This is a genomic window from Blastococcus sp. TF02A-35, from assembly GCF_004571075.1.
GTDB lineage: Bacteria > Actinomycetota > Actinomycetes > Mycobacteriales > Geodermatophilaceae > Blastococcus.
This window is the reverse complement of record NZ_SPQP01000059.1, coordinates 1-16,368: the sequence shown is the minus strand read 5'-3', so window position 1 is coordinate 16,368 and position 16,368 is coordinate 1. Positions and strand designations below refer to the sequence as shown.

18 protein-coding genes are annotated in these 16,368 nt (G+C 75.9%); 9 read left to right on the top strand and 9 right to left on the bottom strand.

The window, feature by feature from the left end:
- Window positions 1-180: 180 nt before the first annotated feature.
- A complete protein-coding gene (locus E4P43_RS18635) occupies window positions 181-681 on the top strand; it encodes a hypothetical protein (protein ID WP_135147017.1) in 501 nt (166 codons plus the stop codon).
- Here E4P43_RS18635 and E4P43_RS18630 read toward each other — a convergent pair.
- Window positions 674-1,219 (bottom strand): helix-turn-helix domain-containing protein, encoded by a 546-nt coding sequence (locus E4P43_RS18630; RefSeq protein ID WP_135147016.1) that lies wholly within the window; start codon window positions 1,217-1,219, stop codon window positions 674-676. The two genes, E4P43_RS18635 and E4P43_RS18630, sit on opposite strands and share 8 nt — an antisense overlap.
- Before the next feature lie 54 nt (window positions 1,220-1,273).
- Between E4P43_RS18630 and E4P43_RS18625 the strand changes: the two genes are divergently transcribed.
- The 4 genes from E4P43_RS18625 (at window position 1,274) to E4P43_RS18610 (ending at window position 3,489) form a co-directional block, all read left to right on the top strand.
- Window positions 1,274-1,615, top strand: a complete 342-nt coding sequence (locus E4P43_RS18625) for a hypothetical protein (protein ID WP_135147015.1) — start codon at window positions 1,274-1,276, stop codon at window positions 1,613-1,615.
- 1 nt (window position 1,616) lies between these two features.
- Window positions 1,617-2,555, top strand: coding sequence for an alpha/beta fold hydrolase (locus tag E4P43_RS18620; protein WP_135147014.1), 939 nt, complete (start codon window positions 1,617-1,619; stop codon window positions 2,553-2,555).
- Window positions 2,556-2,644: 89 nt separating this feature from the next.
- Window positions 2,645-3,109 carry a cupredoxin domain-containing protein gene (locus E4P43_RS18615; RefSeq protein WP_135147013.1) on the top strand — a complete coding sequence of 155 codons (465 nt, stop codon included), beginning with the start codon at window positions 2,645-2,647 and terminating at the stop codon, window positions 3,107-3,109.
- A complete protein-coding gene (locus E4P43_RS18610; RefSeq protein WP_135147012.1) occupies window positions 3,109-3,489 on the top strand; it encodes a hypothetical protein in 381 nt (126 codons plus the stop codon). The genes E4P43_RS18615 and E4P43_RS18610 overlap by 1 nt, the downstream gene beginning before the upstream one ends.
- A gap of 45 nt (window positions 3,490-3,534) precedes the next feature.
- Here E4P43_RS18610 and xylA read toward each other — a convergent pair whose 3' ends face one another.
- The 3 genes from xylA to E4P43_RS18595 are packed head-to-tail and all read right to left on the bottom strand — an operon-like array spanning window position 3,535 to window position 7,114.
- Complete coding sequence (gene xylA / locus E4P43_RS18605; protein WP_135147011.1) at window positions 3,535-4,698, bottom strand: xylose isomerase; 1,164 nt, start codon at window positions 4,696-4,698, stop codon at window positions 3,535-3,537.
- Window positions 4,695-5,840 (bottom strand): Gfo/Idh/MocA family oxidoreductase, encoded by a 1,146-nt coding sequence (locus tag E4P43_RS18600; RefSeq protein WP_135147010.1) that lies wholly within the window; start codon window positions 5,838-5,840, stop codon window positions 4,695-4,697. The genes xylA and E4P43_RS18600 overlap by 4 nt, the downstream gene beginning before the upstream one ends.
- Entirely contained in the window at window positions 5,837-7,114 is a 1,278-nt protein-coding gene (locus tag E4P43_RS18595) for an ROK family transcriptional regulator (protein ID WP_135147009.1), read from the bottom strand. Before E4P43_RS18595 ends, E4P43_RS18600 begins: the two co-directional genes overlap by 4 nt.
- Before the next feature lie 167 nt (window positions 7,115-7,281).
- Between E4P43_RS18595 and E4P43_RS18590 the strand changes: the two genes are divergently transcribed.
- A complete protein-coding gene (locus E4P43_RS18590; protein WP_135147008.1) occupies window positions 7,282-8,700 on the top strand; it encodes an FGGY-family carbohydrate kinase in 1,419 nt (472 codons plus the stop codon).
- Here E4P43_RS18590 and E4P43_RS18585 read toward each other — a convergent pair.
- Window positions 8,664-9,305, bottom strand: a complete 642-nt coding sequence (locus tag E4P43_RS18585) for an alpha/beta hydrolase (RefSeq protein ID WP_280791022.1) — start codon at window positions 9,303-9,305, stop codon at window positions 8,664-8,666. The genes E4P43_RS18590 and E4P43_RS18585 overlap by 37 nt on opposite strands.
- A 138-nt stretch (window positions 9,306-9,443) precedes the next feature.
- On the opposite strand from E4P43_RS18585, the gene E4P43_RS18580 reads away from it, so the two are divergent.
- Entirely contained in the window at window positions 9,444-10,874 is a 1,431-nt protein-coding gene (locus tag E4P43_RS18580; protein WP_135147006.1) for an NAD(P)/FAD-dependent oxidoreductase, read from the top strand.
- Between the two features lie 52 nt (window positions 10,875-10,926).
- On the opposite strand, the gene E4P43_RS18575 is transcribed toward E4P43_RS18580, so the two are convergent.
- Both E4P43_RS18575 and E4P43_RS18570 read right to left on the bottom strand, forming a co-directional pair.
- Window positions 10,927-11,523, bottom strand: coding sequence for a phospholipase (locus E4P43_RS18575; RefSeq protein ID WP_245159245.1), 597 nt, complete (start codon window positions 11,521-11,523; stop codon window positions 10,927-10,929).
- Window positions 11,524-11,593: 70 nt separating this feature from the next.
- Window positions 11,594-12,721, bottom strand: a complete 1,128-nt coding sequence (locus E4P43_RS18570; RefSeq protein WP_135147004.1) for a glutamate--cysteine ligase — start codon at window positions 12,719-12,721, stop codon at window positions 11,594-11,596.
- 237 nt (window positions 12,722-12,958) lie between these two features.
- On the opposite strand from E4P43_RS18570, the gene E4P43_RS18565 reads away from it, so the two are divergent.
- Window positions 12,959-13,849, top strand: a complete 891-nt coding sequence (locus E4P43_RS18565; RefSeq protein WP_135147003.1) for a GGDEF domain-containing protein — start codon at window positions 12,959-12,961, stop codon at window positions 13,847-13,849.
- Between the two features lie 6 nt (window positions 13,850-13,855).
- On the opposite strand, the gene E4P43_RS18560 is transcribed toward E4P43_RS18565, so the two are convergent.
- Complete coding sequence (locus E4P43_RS18560; RefSeq protein ID WP_135147002.1) at window positions 13,856-14,659, bottom strand: SDR family oxidoreductase; 804 nt, start codon at window positions 14,657-14,659, stop codon at window positions 13,856-13,858.
- A gap of 9 nt (window positions 14,660-14,668) precedes the next feature.
- Window positions 14,669-15,637 carry a YafY family protein gene (locus E4P43_RS18555; protein WP_135147001.1) on the bottom strand — a complete coding sequence of 323 codons (969 nt, stop codon included), beginning with the start codon at window positions 15,635-15,637 and terminating at the stop codon, window positions 14,669-14,671.
- A 94-nt stretch (window positions 15,638-15,731) separates the two neighbouring features.
- Here E4P43_RS18555 and E4P43_RS18550 point away from each other — a divergent pair, with 94 nt between their 5' ends.
- Window positions 15,732-16,253, top strand: coding sequence for a DinB family protein (locus tag E4P43_RS18550; protein WP_135147000.1), 522 nt, complete (start codon window positions 15,732-15,734; stop codon window positions 16,251-16,253).
- Window positions 16,254-16,368 lie beyond the last annotated feature (115 nt).

Below are 16,368 nucleotides of genomic sequence, written 5' to 3'. Positions count from 1 at the left end.
GATCTCGGCGCGCACCCGCGCCGAGCTGGCCGCCCGCGCCGGCACCTCGTCGGCGGCCTCGTTCAGCGCGCGCTCGCGCCGCGGCGGCCGCTGACGGTTGGGCGCTTCCCCGCGGGGGCACCTGTCCGGCGATCGCTGGTTGAGCACTTCACCAGACCCGTCGACGAGAGAGGTGTCCCCGTGGGACTGCCCATCACCCTGTCCGAGATCGCGCCCCGGATCTCCGCCGGCGCCTTCATCCTCAACAGCGGCCTCGGCAAGCGCGGGGCCGACGAGCAGGCGGCCGCCGGCATGCACGGCTTCGCCGCCGGCACCTACCCGTTCCTGGCCAAGGTGCCGCCGCAGCAGTTCGCCACCGGCCTGGCCACCGCCGAGATCGTCGTCGGCGCGGCCCTGCTCACGCCGTTCGTCCCGACCGCGGTCGCCGGCGCGGCCCTGACCGCCTTCTCCGGCGGGCTCCTCGGCCTCTACCTGAAGACGCCGGGCATGCGGAAGGAAGGCAGCCTCGCCCCCACCGAGCAGGGGCTGGCCATCGCCAAGGACAGCTGGCTGCTCGGCATCGGCATCGGCCTGCTGGTGCGCGGCACCGTCGACCGGGAGCCGCGCCGCATCCGCAAGGCCGCGAAGGTGCTGGCGAAGGCGAACAAGAAGGCCGCCAAGGCCCGCGACCGGCTCAGCTGAGCCCGGCCGGGGGCTCCTGCCCCGGCAGGTGCACGACGTTGACCAACCGGCGGCGCCGGCCGCTCCCCGGCCGGTTGCCCGCCCGGTCCAGCAGCACCGCACGGAGGTCGGTCACGAGCTCGGTGAACTCGGCGTCGTCGAGCCACAGCCCGATCTGCCGGTAGCCCACACCGTCGCGGGCCAGGTCGACCGTCTCCTGGTCCAGGTAGCGGTCGAAGTCGGCCAGCAGCGCGGCGACGAAGGTGGTGAACGCCCGACGGTGGTCCTCGGGGGTCATCGCCGCGAGGTCCTCGGCCGAGACGCTCGCCGCCTCGGCGACCAGCCGGTAGCTGCGCTCGACCGCGCCGCGCACCTTCTGCTCCCCGGCGACGACCAGCACGCCGGCCTGGACCAGGGTGCCCACGTGCCGGTACAGCGACGCCACGGGCACGTCGGCCAGCTCCCCGCGCAGCTCCCCGGTGGTGAGCACCCGGTCGCCGAGGAACGCCTGGACGACCCGCAGCCGGATCGGGTGCAGGAGCAGGTCCACCGTGCTCACGGACTCACCATTCTCATTCTTGACAACGTTCTTGATGATGAGAATATTGGCGCCATGGCCTCCGTGCAACTGACCCCCGGCTCCCTGTCCGTGCGCCTCACCCGCGGCGAGAAGATCGCCGGCCTGCTCCGCGACGTCGCGGTGCCCCGCGACTCGATCACCGACGTCGCCGTGGTGGCCGACGGGCTGGCCGCCACCCGCGGCCTGCGCGCGCCCGGGCTGGCGCTGCCCCGGCGGCGGAAGGTCGGCACCTGGCGCCGGCCGGGCGAGCGCAGCCTGGTCTCCGTGCGCCGCGGCCAGCCGGCCCTGCGGGTCCGGCTCACCGGCCAGCGCTACGACAGCCTCCTCGTCGGTGCCGACGACGCCGACCGCCTCGCCTCGGCGCTGGCCCGCTGACGTGCGCGAGACCCCGTTCCAGGTGCCGGGCCCGCACCCGCTGGCCGGCACCCTGACCCTTCCCGACGCGGCACCCCTCGTTCCGGCGGTCCTCCTCGCCTCCGGCTCGGGGCCGGTCGACCGGAACAGCAACCACCCCCGCGCCCGGTTCGACGTCGCGCGGCAGCTGGCCCACGCGCTCGCCGGCGCCGGGATCGCATCCCTGCGCTACGACAAGCGCGGGGTCGGTGGCAGCCCGGGCGACTGGCGCACCGCCGGGCTGCACGACAACACCGCCGACCTCGGCCGGGCGCTCGAGGCGCTCCGGGCCCGGCCGGGGATCGACCCGGACCGCATCGTCCTGGCCGGGCACAGCGAGGGCGCCATCCTGGCGGCGGCGCTCGCCGCCGCGGGCGCGCCCGTGGCCGGCCTGGTGCTGCTGGCCATGAGCGCCACCCCGGGCGAGGAGCTGCTGCGCTGGCAGGCCCGGCAGATCGCCCCGACCCTGCCCGGCCCGGTGCGGGGGCTGCTGCGGCTCCTGCGCGTCGACCTCGAGGCGAAGGTCGCGGCCAACCACCGCCGGATCGCCGCGACCACCACCGACGTCGCCCGCATCGGCGGCGCCCGGGTCAACGCCCGGTGGACGCGGGAGTTCATGGCGCACGACCCGCGGGAGGACCTCCGCCGGGTCGCCGTCCCGGTCCTCGCCGTGACGGGGGGCAAGGACCTGCAGGTGAAGCCGGAGGACCTCGACGTCCTGGCCTCCTGCGTGCGCGGACCGGCCGAGACCCGGCTGGTGCCCGACGTGACCCACACCCTGCGCCGCCAGCCCGGCCCCGCCTCCCTCAGCGCCTACAGGAAGGAGCTCCGCTCCCCTGTCGACGCCGAGGTGGTCCGGACCGTCGTCGACTGGTGCACCCGGGTGACCCATCCGACCCGGCCTCCGGGGACGAACGCCTGACGTCCCTCTCTGGCGGAGAGCCTGCGGCGGGACGAGCGGGGCCCCGCGTGCGACCGGCCGGGTGGGCCCGCCGAACCGAGGAGTGCCCCATGACCCGCACATCCCACCGACCCGGCGGCCACCTGCGCCGCCTCGCCGCCACCGCGCTGCTCGCGACCGGGCTGGCGGGGCTGTCCGCCTGCAGCGGCGGCATGGGCGCCCCGGACGCCGCACGAGGCCCGAGCGAGGGGCCGGCCCCCGCGTCGACCTCTGCCGCTGCCGGACCGGAGAGCGCCGTCCGGTCCATCACCGCGACCGAGGACGACTTCAGCATCTCCCTCGAGGAGGAGGAGCTCACCGCGGGCAGCTACGAGATCGAGGTCGTCAACGACGGCAGCGCCACGCACGACCTGGTGGTGGAGCGGGACGGCGAGGACGTCGCCGCCTCGGACACCATCGGCCCGGGCGGGTCCGCCACCGTCACCGTCGACCTCGAGCCGGGCGAGTACGTCTTCTACTGCTCCATCGGCAGCCACCGCGCGATGGGCATGGAACTGACCGTCCGGGTCACCTGATGGCCGGTCGGTGGCTGCTGCGCCTGACCGGCGCGGCGCTGCTCGGCGCCATGGCCTGGATCCACGCCGACCTGTGGCGGGACGGCTACCGCGGCATCGAGGTCATCGGGGCGGGGTTCCTGGCCAACGCCGTCGCGGGCTTCCTGGTCGCGGGACTGCTCCTGCTCCCCGTCCGGGGGCTGCTGCCGTGGGTGGCCACCGCCGGCGCCCTGGTCGCCGCGGGCAGCCTGGCGGCGCTGGTGCTCTCGACCACCGTGGGGCTGTTCGGCTTCGTGGAGACGACCGCTGCACCCCTGTGGTGGGAGACGTTCTGGGTCGAGGCCGCCGCGGTCGTCGTCCTCGCCGTGCTGGCCGTCGTCGCCTCCCCGCGACGAGCCTGACCGGAGCGGGCGGGCCGTGACCCCGCCCGCCCGCTCCGGTGCAGGTCAGCGGACGCCGAGCAGGTGCTCCATCGCCAGCTGGTCGAGCCGCTCGAACTGCAGGCCACGGGCACCGAGGGTCTCGGGGTCGTGGGCCTCGTTGCGCAGCGCGTCGAGGGACTCGCCCTCGGCCAGGGTCGGGACGGCGAGCTCGGCCACGCGCGCGGCCTCCAGCGCCTCGGCGACCTCCGGGTCGGCCCGGAACGCCAGCGCCTTCTCCTTGAGGATCAGGTAGTTGCGCATGCAGGCGCGGGCGGTCTCCCAGACGCCGTCCATGTCCTCGGTCCGCGGCGGCTTGTAGTCGAAGTGCAGGTAGCCGTCGTAGGCCTTGCCCGAGCCGGCACCCAGCAGGGTGTCGACGGTCCAGAAGGCACCCCGCAGGTTGCCCGCGCCGAAGCGCAGGTCCTGGTCGAAGCGCGGGCCGTGCTGGCCGTTGAGGTCGACGTGGAAGAGCTTGTCGTGCCACAGGGCCTGGGCGATGCCCTGGGCGAAGTTCAGCCCGGCCATCTCCTCGTGCCCGACCTCGGGGTTGAGGCCGACGCGGGTCGGCTCCTCGAGCTCGTTGATGAAGGCGATCGCGTGGCCGATCGTCGGCAGCAGGATGTCGCCGCGCGGCTCGTTGGGCTTCGGCTCCAGCGCGAAGCGGATGTCGTAGCCCTTCTCGCGCACGTAGGCGCAGAGGACGTCCAGGCCCTCCTTGTAGCGGTCGAGCGCCGCGGAGACGTCCTTGCTGCCACCGGACTCCGCGCCCTCGCGGCCGCCCCACAGCACGTAGGTCTTGGCGCCCAGCTCGGCGGCCAGGTCGATGTTGCGCAGCACCTTGGCGATCGCGTACCGCCGGACGGCGCGGTCGTTGGCGGTGAAGCCGCCGTCCTTGAAGACCGGGGCGCCGAAGAGGTTGGTCGTGGCCATCTCGACACCGATGCCGGTCTCGGACAGCGCCTTCTTGAACCGCTCGAGGGTGGCCTCGCGGGTGGCGTCGTCGGGCACGAGGTCGTCGTCGTGGAAGGTGACGGCGGCGGCGCCCAGCTCGGCGAGCTTGTGCACCGACTCCACCGGGTCCAGCGGCGGGCGCACGGCCCCACCGAAGACGTCGACGCCCTGCCAGCCCACCGTCCAGAGGCCGAAGCTGAACTTGTCGTCCTTGGAGGGCGTGTAGCGGTCGGTCATGCGGGGATCTCCGTCCAGATCGATCGGTTTCCGGCGCTGCGTTCGACGGCGTCGAGGACCCGCTGGATCGCGAGCCCCTCCGCGAACGACGGCGACGGCTGCTCACCGGCGGCGAGCGTGGACACCAGGTCGGCGACCTGGTGGACGAACGTGTGGTCGTAGCCGAGCCCGTGGCCGGGAGGCCACCAGGCGCCGGTGTACGGGTGTCCCGGGTCGGTCACGAGGACCCGGCGGAATCCGGCGGCCTCCGACGGCTCGGTGCCGTCGAAGAACTGCAGGACGTTCATGTCCTCGAAGTCGAAGGCCAGGCTGCCGTCGACCCCGTTGACCTCCAGCCGGATGGCGTTGCGCCGGCCGGTGGCGAAGCGGGTCGCCTCGAAGGTGGCCAGCGCCCCGCCGTCGAGGCGGCCGAGGAAGGCGACGGCGTCGTCGACGGTGACCCGGTCGGTCCCGCCGCCGGGCAGCGGCCGCTCGGGCACGAAGGTCTCGGCCAGCGCGCTCACCCCGGTCAGCCGCTCCCCCGTCACGAACTGCGCCAGGTCGACGGCGTGCGCGCCGATGTCGCCCAGCGCACCGGAACCGGCCTGCTCGCGCCGCAGCCGCCAGCTCATCGGCGTCGCCGGGTCGGTCAGCCAGTCCTGCAGGTACTGGACGCGCACGTGCCGGATGCGGCCGACGCGCCCCTCGGCCACCATGCGGCGGGCCAGGGCGACCGCCGGCACCCGGCGGTAGGAGTAGCCGACCATCGCCCGCACGCCCCGGGCCGCGGCCCGTTCCGCCGCCTCGGCCATCGCCTCGGCCTCGGCGACGCTGTTGGCCAGCGGCTTCTCGCACAGCACGTGCTTGCCCGCTCCCAGGGCCGCGACCGCGATCTCGGCGTGCGTGTCACCGGGAGTGCAGATGTCGACCAGGTCGACGTCGTCGCGCTCGACCAGCCGCCGCCAGTCGGTCTCGGTGCCGGCCCAGCCCAGCCGGGCCGCGGCGTCGGCGACCCGCGCTGGGTCGCGACCGACGAGCACCGCGAGCTCCGGCTCGACCGGCAGCTCGAAGAAGCGGGGTGCGGTGCGCCAGGCGTGCGAGTGGGCCGCGCCCATGAACGCGTGGCCGACCATCGCGACCCGGAGCCGGGCGGGAGCGGTCATCGCGTGGCCACCGGCGCGAGCTCCGGCTCGGCGACCAGGGTCGGGTCGTCGAACACCGACTCGAGGGCGACGTGCGCCCCGCCCCGGACCGCGGCGGTGAAGCCGAGGGTGGACAGCACGACCCGGGCGCCGGCCATCCCCGGGCCCAGGACCCGGGACCCGAGCTCGGCCAGCAGCGGCTCCATCAGGTACTCGCCGAGGACGGCGAAGTAGCCGCCCAGCAGCACCACGCGCGGGTTGAAGACGTTGATGAGGACCGCGGCGCCGGTTCCGAGGGAGGTGCCGACCTGGTGCAGCGCGGCCAGCGTCCGCCGGTCGCCGGCCTCGGCCCGCCGGGCCACCTCCGCCAGCCGGGTCTCCAGGTCGCGGCCCGGGTCGCGCACCGGGTCGCCGGGGTCGGCGGCGGCGCGCAGCAGCGCCGCGAGGCCGACGACCGTCTCCCAGCAGCCCCGGCGACCGCAGCCGCAGACGACGTCGGGGTCGCCCAGCGACGTGTGCCCGACCTCGCCGGACAGGCCCCCGGCACCGCGCAGCAGCCGGCCGGCGACGATCACGCCACCGCCGACGCCCACCTCACCGGTCAGGTAGACCAGGTCCGGCGTCCGCGCCTCGGCGCCCATGGCCCACTCGGCGATGGCCGACAGGTTGGCGTCGTTCTCCACGCGGATCGGGAAGTCGACGTCGAGCCGCTCGCGCAGCCCGTCCAGGACCGCGACGTCGCGCCAGCCGATGTTCGGCGCGAGGGTGACCACGCCGTCGACGCTGCGGACCAGGCCGGCGACGGCCACGGTCACCCCGGCCGGGCGGGCGCCGAGCCGGGCCGCCGCGGCGACCGCCTCGGTCACCGAGGCGGCGACGGCGTCGAGCGTCTCCTCGGCGCTGAGCGTGGGGATGTCCAGGGCCAGCCGGTGCTCGAACAGCACCTCGCCGCGGAGGTCCAGGACCAGGACGGCGACGTAGTCGACGTTGAGCTCGACGCCGATGCCGCAGACGCACCGGCCGTCGAGGTGCACGATCAGCCCGGGCCGGCCGACGGAGCCGGCGCGGTCCACCTCGCCGGTGCTGACCAGCCGCCGCTCGGCCAGCTCGGCGACCAGGCTGGAGACGGTGGCCTTGTTCAGGCCGGTCTCCTGGGCGATGCGGGCGCGGGACCGGGGACCGTGGTCGCGCAGGTGGCGCAGGACCAGACCGAGGTTGTTGCGGCGCACCGTCGCCTGGTCGGCGGGGGCCCGGCGCTCGGACGAGCCGTCGTACTGCGGCGGTTCCTGGGTCACGTGCACCCCCTCGGCATTTAGTCGGATCGGCAAACAAATTAGGGGTGCGCGTGTGGGTGGTCAAGCCGAGCCGCTCTCGCGGGGTGGACGCGGGCCGCCTAAGGTCCCGGACCCATGACCACCCTGTGCCCGCCGCGACGCCGTCCGGCCGCCCCCGGATCCCCCCGATGACCCTCGTCGCGGGCGTCGACACCTCGACCCAGGCCTGCAAGGTCGTGGTGCGCGACGCCGAGACCGGTGAGCTCGTGCGCTCCGGCCGCGCCCCGCACCCGCCGGGCACCGAGGTCTCCCCGCAGGCCTGGGAGGACGCCTTCCGCACCGCCGCCGCCGAGGCCGGTGGCCTGGACGACGTCGAGGCGCTCGCCGTCGGCGGCCAGCAGCACGGGATGGTGTGCCTGGACGCCGAGGGCGAGGTCGTCCGCGACGCGCTGCTGTGGAACGACGTCCGGTCCGCGCCGGCCGCCGCGGAGCTGATCCGCGAGCTGGGCGACGGCGACGAGGAGGCGGGCCGGCGCGCGTGGGCCGACGCCGTGGGCCTGGTGCCGGTCGCGTCGTTCACCGCCACGAAGCTGCGCTGGCTGGCCGACGCCGAGCCGGCCAACGCCGACCGCACCGCCGCCGTCTGCCTGCCGCACGACTGGCTGACCTGGCGCCTGTCGGCCGACCGCGACCTGGGCACCCTGGTCACCGACCGCGGCGACGCCAGCGGGACCGCCTACTGGTCGGCCCGCACCGGCGAGTACCGCCTGGACCTGCTGGAGCGCGCCATGCGCGGCCGCCGCCCGGCGGTCCCGCGGGTGGCCGGCCCCGCCGAGCGGGTGGGCACGCTGGCCGGTGGGCGGGCCGTCCTCGGCCCGGGCACCGGCGACAACGCCGCCGCGGCCCTGGGCCTGGCCGCCCGGCCCGGCGACGTCGTCGTCTCGATCGGCACCTCCGGCGTCGTCTCCGCCGTGACCCCCACCGCCGTCGCCGACGTGACCGGCACCGTCGCCGGGTTCGCCGACGCCACCGGCAACCACCTCCCGCTGGTCGCCACGATGAACGCCGCCCGGGTGCTCGACGCCGCCGCCGCGCTGCTCGGCGTGGACCACGCGACGCTGTCCGACCTCGCGCTCTCGGCCCCCTCGGGCGCCGACGGGCTGGTGCTGGTGCCCTACCTCGAGGGCGAGCGCACCCCGAACCTCCCAAAGGCCACCGGCTCGGTGCACGGGCTGACACTGCGGTCCTCCACGCCCGCGCACTGGGCCCGGGCCGCGATCGAGGGCCTGCTCTGCGGGCTGGCCGACGGGATCGAGGCCGTCGTCGCGCAGGGCGTCACGGTGGAGCGGGTGCTGCTCATCGGCGGCGCGGCCCGCTCCCCCGCCGTCCAGCAGCTGGCGCCGGGGATCTTCGGCCGCCCGGTGCTGGTGCCCCCGCCGGGCGAGTACGTCGCCGACGGGGCGGCCCGGCAGGCGGCCTGGGTGGTCTCCGGCGCCGACGCCGCGCCCGAGTGGGCGCAGCCGGGCCTCCAGGAGTTCGACGCCGCGCCGGCGACCCACGTGCGGGAGCGCTACGCCGAGGTCCGCGGCCGCACCGACGGCCAGTAGTCGCCCACGACCGCGGCGACCTGGTCCGGGTGGGTCTGGACGGTCATGTGCGCCGCGCCGGGCAGCTCGACGAGCTGCCCGCGCGGTGCCGCGCCCGCCACCCGCCCGGCCCAGTCGGCCGGGCAGAGCGCGTCCCGGGCACCCCGGAGGACGACGACCGGCACCGGCGACGCGGCCACCCGCAGGTCGAGGCGGTCCGGTGCCGTCGACCGCCACAGCGCCGCCATCGCCCGCGGGCCGGTGCGCCACCACTGGCGGAGGACCAGCGGCACCTGCCACCACGGCTCGGCCAGCGCGGTCCGCAGCCACCGCCACGCGAGGACCCGCAGCGGCCGCATCCGCGGGTCGGTGGTCGGGCCGCACAGCACCAGCCCCTCGACCCGCGGGTCGTGCGCGAGCGCGGCCACCACCTGGCAGCTCTGCGAGTGCCCGACCAGGACGACCGGCCCCCGGGGCAGCGCTGCCCGCAGCCGCTCGGCCAGGTCGGGCAGCGACGGGACCGGTTCCGGCCGCCCCATGCCCGGGAGGAGCACCACGGAGCCGGGCACTTTCTCCCTCAACCGGCGCGAGGAACGTTCATCCAGGCCCAGACCGGGAACCAGCACGAGGGAGACCGGAGAGGGCACCCCGACGGGTCTACCGGCCCCGCGGCGCCCCCGCGACCCGACGCGGCACGCGGTGTGAGCTGCATCTCGCCGGGGTGCACCGGATGGACCCGCACCCGAGTGGGAGGATGAATCATCATGACGACATCACCAGCGCACGCAGACGTCCGGAGCAACCCGACCGGCGGCCGGCCGCGCGTCGTCGTGATCGGCAGCGGGTTCGGTGGGCTCTTCGCCACCAAGGCCATGGCCAAGGCCCCGGTGGACATCACGCTGATCGGCAAGACCGCCCAGCACCTGTTCCAGCCGCTGCTCTACCAGGTGGCCACCGGCATCCTCTCCGAGGGCGAGATCGCCCCCGCCACCCGCGAGATCCTGCGCCGGCAGAAGAACGCCCGCGTGGTGCTCGGCGAGGTCACCCACATCGACGTCGAGGCCCGCACGGTCACCTCGGAGATCCTCGGCCGCCGCTCGGTGTTCCCCTACGACGAGCTGATCGTCGCCGCCGGGGCCGGCCAGTCGTACTTCGGCAACGACCAGTTCGCCGAGTTCGCCCCCGGCATGAAGAGCATCGACGACGCCCTCGAGCTGCGCGGCCGGATCTTCGGCGCCTTCGAGCTCGCCGAGCTGGCCGAGGACCAGGCCGAGATCGACCGGCTGCTCACCTTCGTCGTCGTCGGCGCCGGCCCCACCGGTGTGGAGATGGCCGGGCAGATCGCCGAGCTCGCCCGCCGGACCCTGCGCCGCGACTTCCGCCGGATCAACCCCGGCAGCGCGCGGATCATCCTGCTCGACGCCGCCCCCGCCGTCCTCCCCTCGTTCGGGCAGAAGCTCGGCGACCGGGCCCGCCGCCAGCTCAACCGCATCGGCGTGGAGGTGCAGCTCGGCGCGATGGTGACCAACGTGGACGCCGACGGCCTCGAGGTGAAGGACAGCGACGGCCAGGTCCGCCGGATCCAGGCCGCCACCAAGATCTGGGCCGCCGGCGTGCAGGCCAGCGGGCTGGGCCGGATGCTCGGTGAGCAGACCGGCGCCGAGGTCGACCGCGCGGGTCGCATCTCGGTGCAGCCGGACCTCACGCTCCCGGGCCACCCGGAGATCCACGTCGTCGGCGACATGATGGCGCTGAACAAGCTGCCCGGTGTCGCCCAGGTCGCGATCCAGGGCGGGCGCTACGCCGCAGAGACGATCAAGCGGCGGGCGAGCGGCCGGTCCCCGCAGGAGAAGCCCTTCAGCTACTTCGACAAGGGCTCGATGGCGACCATCTCGCGGTTCTCCGCCGTCGCCGACATCGGCAAGCTCAAGTTCGAGGGCTTCATCGCCTGGCTGCTGTGGCTCGTCGTGCACCTGATGTACATCGTCGGGTTCAAGAGCCGCCTCACCACGGTCCTGCACTGGATGGTCAGCTTCCTGGGGCGCGGCCGCTCCGAGCGGGTGGCCACCCAGCAGCAGGTCTACGGCCGGCTGGCGCTCGAGCAGCTCGGCACCGGGTGGGAGATCTCCAAGACCGGCGGCCCGAAGGACCTCGCGGCCACCGGCGAGGACATCACCCAGCGCGACTCCGCCTGAGGCCTCACCGGCCGGGCAGCTGCGCGCCGCCCGGCCGGGAGGCCGCCGGGACCTACCCGCCGGCCAGCCACCACCCCAGGGCCGCGGCGACGCCCTCGGGCCGGACGACGTGGCCGCCGTCGAACTCCTCGTAGGTCACCTCGTAGCCGCTGGCGGCGAGGCCCTCCGACACCCGGCGTCCGCACCGGTCCACCGGCAGCACCTGGTCCCCCGTGCCGTGGGTGACCCACACCCGGGGGCGGCCCACCCGGGCGGGCGGGGCGGCGAACCCGGGCGAGAAGGCGACCACCGAGTCGAACAGGTCGCCGTTGGCCGGCCCGAGCGACAGCGCGTAGGAGGCGCCGTCGGAGAACCCGCCGACCGCGCACCGCGACACCGCGACGCGGTCGGCGGCCTGGGCCAGGGCGGCGTCGAGCACCGCGACGTCCCGCCCGACGCGGCCGGCGACCAGGTCCCACGTGGCCGCACCCGAGCGCGGTGCCAGCACCACCACGCCGCGCGCGGCGGCCTGCGCGCCGACCGCCGACAGGCTCTGCCGCGGGTGCCCCCCGGCGCCGTGGAAGAAGACCAGGAGCGGGCGGGCGACCGGCTCCCCCGGCGGCACCGCCAGCAGCACCTCGGCCCCACCGCCGAGGTCCAGCTCGTGCACGCCCGCCGGCCACGGGGTGCCTGGCGCGCGAGCTGCGGGGCGGGCACCGAGGCGCCCACCGGCATGCCCCTCAGCCACCACTGCCCTCCCGTACGACCGCCTCGGCCACGGCGCGGAGGTCCCCGGTCCGCCGCCACACCGCCCGCTGCCTCGTGGCCGACGTACCCCGGGCGAACAGCTGCTGCACCAGCGCGCGCACCTCGTCCTCCTCGCCCCGGTCGGCCAGGTCGTCGGAGAGCTCGGCGAGCAGCCCGTCGACCGCCGCCCGGGCGTCGACGAGCTCCCCGGCCAGCGGGTCGAACAGCCGGCCGCCGATGCCGTCGCGGGCGGCCCGCCAGCGCGCCGCCCGGAGCAGCTCCGGCCGGGACGGCGGGACGGGCTCGTCGCGGGCCGCGCGGGCGGCGAGGACCCGCACCAGCGACCGCACGAGGGCGGCGTGCAGGACGACGTCGTCCAGGTCGGTGCAGACGTCGGCCAGCCGGAACTCGACGGTGGGCAGGTGCGACGAGGGCCGCACGTCCCAGTACAGGTGCGAGGCGTCCCCGACCACGCCCGCGGTGACCAGCCCGTCGACCACCTGCCGGTAGGCCGCTGCCGTGCCGAGCGGCTCCGGGATGCCCGTGTGCGGCCACCGGCCCCACCACAGGGTCCGGTAGCTCTCGTAGCCGGTGTCGGCGCCGTCGTGGAAGGGCGAGCTGCCGGTCATGGCCAGCAGCAGCGGCAGGTACGGACGGGCGCGGTCCAGCACGGCGACCGCCGTCTCCAGGTCCGGGACGCCCACGTGCACGTGGCAGCCGGCGATGTCCTGCCGCACGGCGAGCCCGCCCCAGCGGCGCACCATCTCCTCGTACCGGGGCGCGGGGGTGATGACCTGGTCGCGCCAGCCGGCCGACGGGTGGGTCGAGGCGGCGAGCAGCGTGACGCCGGACTCCGCGGCGGCGGCGCGCGCCTCGGCCCGGGTGACCGCCAGACCGGCCCGGAGGTCGGCCAGCGAGCGGCAGACGCCGGTCGCCGTCTCCAGCTGGGTGGTGGTGATCTCGGCGTGCACCCGCTCGCCGAACTCGTGCCGCACCGCCGCGGCCGCCAGGCCCGGGCTCGGCGCGAGCGCGAACGTGGCGGGGTCGACGAGGTGGAACTCCTCCTCCACCCCCACGGTGGCGCCCACCTCGGCCGCGGGCCGACGGGCAGTGGGCTCCATGCGCGCTCCCGTGCAGGAGGTGCCGCCTCCGGCGCGTCCGTCGGCCCCGGGGTCCGGGGGCAGCCGCCAGCCGGCCGCACCGGAACGGTACGAGTCCCCGTCCGCGCACGCACCCCATCGAGGGGCATCCACCGGGGGGTGCCGCACCGAACGCCAGGCTGACCAGCAGGATGGGCACCCACGGGGAAGGGGAACGGCGTGCGGACTGGGCACCGAACGGCCACGAGGCTCCTGGCGATGCTGTACGCGGTCAGCGGCGCGCTGTGCTGCGTCGGCGCCGCCCTGCCGATGGACCGGGACACGCCCGTCGCGCTGCTGTGGCTCCTCGGCGCCCTCGGCCTGGGCGTCGGCGCGGGGCTGTGGTGGCCGGCCCGCGACGCGCGCACGTGGGAGCTGCACGCCGCGGTCGCCCTGGCCTCGGTCCTGGTGGGGGTGCTGGCCTGGCGCTCCGCCACCGCGGTCGGCATCGTCGGCCTGGGGCCGGCGCTGATCGCCGTCGGGCTGTACGCGGCGCACTTCCTGCCACCGCCCGCGGCGCGGGCGCACGCCGGCCTCGCCCTGCTCTCCGGCAGCGCCGGCGCCTGGGCCGCCGAGCCGTCGGGCTTCCTGACGCCGTGGGTCGTGCTGGTCGCGGCGACCGTGGTCCTGGTCGAGGTGCAGGTCCGGCTGGCCGGGCAGCTCCGGACGGCGGCCGGCACCGACCCGCTGACCGGCGTCGCCAACCGGCGGGCGTGGGAGGAGCAGGCCTCCCGCCACCTCGCCCGGGCCGTGCGAAGCGGTGAGCCGCTGAGCTTCGCGCTGCTGGACCTCGACGACTTCAAGGAGGTCAACGACCGGGAGGGTCACAGCGCGGGCGACGACCTCCTGCGCGCGCTCACCGCCGGCTGGAGCCGGCGGCTGCGCCACGCCGACCTGCTCGGCCGCTACGGGGGCGACGAGTTCGTGCTGTGCCTGCCCGCCACCGACGAGGCGGCCGCTACCGAGCTTCTGGCGCAGCTGGCCGCCACCCACCCGTTCACCTGGACCTGCGGGGTCGCCACCGCCCGGCCCGGCGACTCGCTGCCGGAGGTGCTGGCCCGCGCCGACGAGCAGCTCTACCGGCGCAAGCGCAGCGGCCGGACCGCCTGAGGCCGGTCAGCCCCGTCGCCACCCGTCGGCGTCCAGGTGCGAGCCGGCCATCGGCCCCATCCGCAGCATGCCGCCGTCCACCGGCCACGACGCCCCGGTCACGTACCCGGCGGCCGGTGACGCCAGGAAGGCGACGACGGCGGCGACCTCGCGGGCGTCCCCCGGCCTGCGCAGCGGGATCCCGGGCCGCTCGTGGCCGACCGTGGGGTCCTCGTCCTCCTGGCCGGTCATGGCGGTGGAGATCTCCCCCGGCGCTACGGCGTTGACCGTGATGCCGTGCTCGGCCAGCTCCAGCGCCGCCACCTGGGTGAGCAGCCCCAGCCCGCCCTTGGCCGCGCAGTAGCCGGCGGCGCCCACGCGGGGCGCGTGCTCGTGCACGCTGGTGATGTTCACGATCCGCCCGCCGCTCCCGGCCGCGACCATCCGCCGCGCGGCCCGCTGCAGGCACAGGAACGCGCCGTCGAGGTCGGTGGCCAGGACCTCCCGCCAGGTGTCGAAGCCCAGCTCGAGCAGCGGGGTCGTGTGGCCGGTCCCGGCGTCGTTCACCAGGACGTCGACGCCACCGAGCGCCTCGGCCAGCTCGTCGACGACGTCGGCCGCGCCTGGGAGCTGCGTCAGGTCGAGGTGGCGGACCTCGGCACGCCGGCCCAGCGCCCGCACCTCCGCGGCGGTCGCCTCACCGGCCTCCCGGTCGCGGTACCAGGTGACGCCGATGTCGCAGCCCTGCTCGGCGAGCGCCACGGCGGTCGCCCGCCCGATGCCCGACTCCGACCCGGTGACGATTGCGACCCGTGCGCGCTTCTCCGCCATGCGGTCACGCTAGGACGGCGGGGTGCTCCGCGCAGCCGCTCGCCCGAACCGCTCGCCCCAGGCGCCGACCAGCTCGCGCAGCCCGGGCGGGGCAACCACGGTGAACTCGGCGTCGAGCCGGCCGATGGCGAACGCGGGCCAGGTCAGGTCGTCGGAGACGGTGCGCACGGTGCAGCGGCCGGGGCCGTCGGGCTCGACGGTCATCCACTGCCCGATGCTGCGCCGCACCTCGTCGGCGTCGGCCTCGACCCGGACCTCGACGGCCACCGTCGACGAGCGGACCCCGACGCCCTCCCGCACGAAGGCCTCGGCGTCCCCGCCGGGCAACGGGCGCGGGGCGAACCGGGCGCCGGTGCTGCCGGGCCCGGTCAGCCGGTCGACGCGGAAGGTCCGCCACGCGCCGCGGTCGAGGTCGTAGGCCACGAGGTACCAGCGACGGCCCAGGGCGATCAGCCGGAACGGCTCCACCAGCCGGTCGCCGGGGTCGCCGCCGGCGGGCGTGTAGCCGAAGCGCAGCCGCTCGGTGTCCCGGCAGGCCTGGGCGACGGTGACCAGCGCGGCCGGGTCGACGGTCTCTCCCCCGCTCCAGGCCGCCGTCGTCGTCACCGCCCGGAGCGCGTCGGCGCGGCGCCGCAGCCGGGCCGGGAGCACCTGGACGACCTTGGCCAGGGCCCGAACCGACGACTCGGCCATGCCGGCGACCGCGGTCTGCGCCGCCGCCTGCAGGCCGACCGTGAGCGCGACCGCCTCGTCGTCGTCGAGCACCAGCGGGGGAAGAGCCCCCGGCGCCAGGCGGTAGCCGCCGTCGAGGCCGGGCCGGGCCTCCACCGGGTAGCCGAGCTCCCGCAGCCGGTCGACGTCCCGCCGCAGGGTGCGCAGCGACACCCCGAGGCGGTCGGCCAGCTCGCCGCCGGCCCAGTGGCGCCGGCTCTGCATCAGCGAGAGCAGGCGGAGCGTGCGGTTCCCGGTGTCGGCCACCTCCGCAGGTTCTCATCAAATGCGGACAGGAACTGACACCTTTGCTCCCTAGCGTCGTCGGTGAGCACACCACCGACGACCGGAAGGCCCGACCATGACCGCGACCCGCACCCTCACCACCGAGCGCACCGACCTGCTCGAGACCCTGGCCGCCCACCGCCACTTCCTGCGGTTCACCGTCCAGGGCCTCACCGACGACCAGGCGCGACAGCGCCCCACCGCCAGCGAGCTGACCCTCGGCGGGCTGGTCAAGCACGTCGCGCACACCGAGGCGGGGTGGGCGCGGTTCGTCGTCGAGGGTCCCGCGGCGATGGCGACCCCGACCGACGAGGCGGGCTTCCAGGCCTGGGCCGACGAGTTCCGCATGGGGCCGGAGGAGACCCTCGCCAGCATCCTCGCGCACTACGAGGAGGTCGCCCGCCGCACCGACGACCTGGTGCGGACCCTGCCCGACCTCGACGCGTCGCACCCGCTGCCGGAGGCGCCGTGGTTCGAGCCGGGTGCGCACCGCTCGGCCCGCCGGGTGTTCCTGCACATCGTGGCCGAGACCGCCCAGCACGCCGGCCACGCCGACATCCTGCGGGAGTCCCTGGACGGGCAGAAGACGATGGGCTGACCAGGGGCTAGCCGCCCGCGTCGGCCCCGGAGAGCTGGTCGACCCGGGCCAGCGCGGCGTCGCGCGCCTCGGCCGCCTCCGCCGCCTGCCGCTCGGCCGCGGCGCGGCGGAGATC

Coding starts and splice junctions, on each gene's coding strand:
- E4P43_RS18625 (WP_135147015.1), top strand. CDS start 1,274: ATGGCCTCCGTGCAACTGACCCCCGGCTCCCTGTCCGTGCGCCTCACC.
- E4P43_RS18615 (WP_135147013.1), top strand. CDS start 2,645: ATGACCCGCACATCCCACCGACCCGGCGGCCACCTGCGCCGCCTCGCC.
- E4P43_RS18610 (WP_135147012.1), top strand. CDS start 3,109: ATGGCCGGTCGGTGGCTGCTGCGCCTGACCGGCGCGGCGCTGCTCGGC.
- xylA (WP_135147011.1), bottom strand. CDS start 4,698: ATGACCGACCGCTACACGCCCTCCAAGGACGACAAGTTCAGCTTCGGC.
- E4P43_RS18600 (WP_135147010.1), bottom strand. CDS start 5,840: ATGACCGCTCCCGCCCGGCTCCGGGTCGCGATGGTCGGCCACGCGTTC.
- E4P43_RS18590 (WP_135147008.1), top strand. CDS start 7,282: ATGACCCTCGTCGCGGGCGTCGACACCTCGACCCAGGCCTGCAAGGTC.
- E4P43_RS18580 (WP_135147006.1), top strand. CDS start 9,444: ATGACGACATCACCAGCGCACGCAGACGTCCGGAGCAACCCGACCGGC.
- E4P43_RS18570 (WP_135147004.1), bottom strand. CDS start 12,721: ATGGAGCCCACTGCCCGTCGGCCCGCGGCCGAGGTGGGCGCCACCGTG.
- E4P43_RS18565 (WP_135147003.1), top strand. CDS start 12,959: ATGCTGTACGCGGTCAGCGGCGCGCTGTGCTGCGTCGGCGCCGCCCTG.
- E4P43_RS18560 (WP_135147002.1), bottom strand. CDS start 14,659: ATGGCGGAGAAGCGCGCACGGGTCGCAATCGTCACCGGGTCGGAGTCG.
- E4P43_RS18550 (WP_135147000.1), top strand. CDS start 15,732: ATGACCGCGACCCGCACCCTCACCACCGAGCGCACCGACCTGCTCGAG.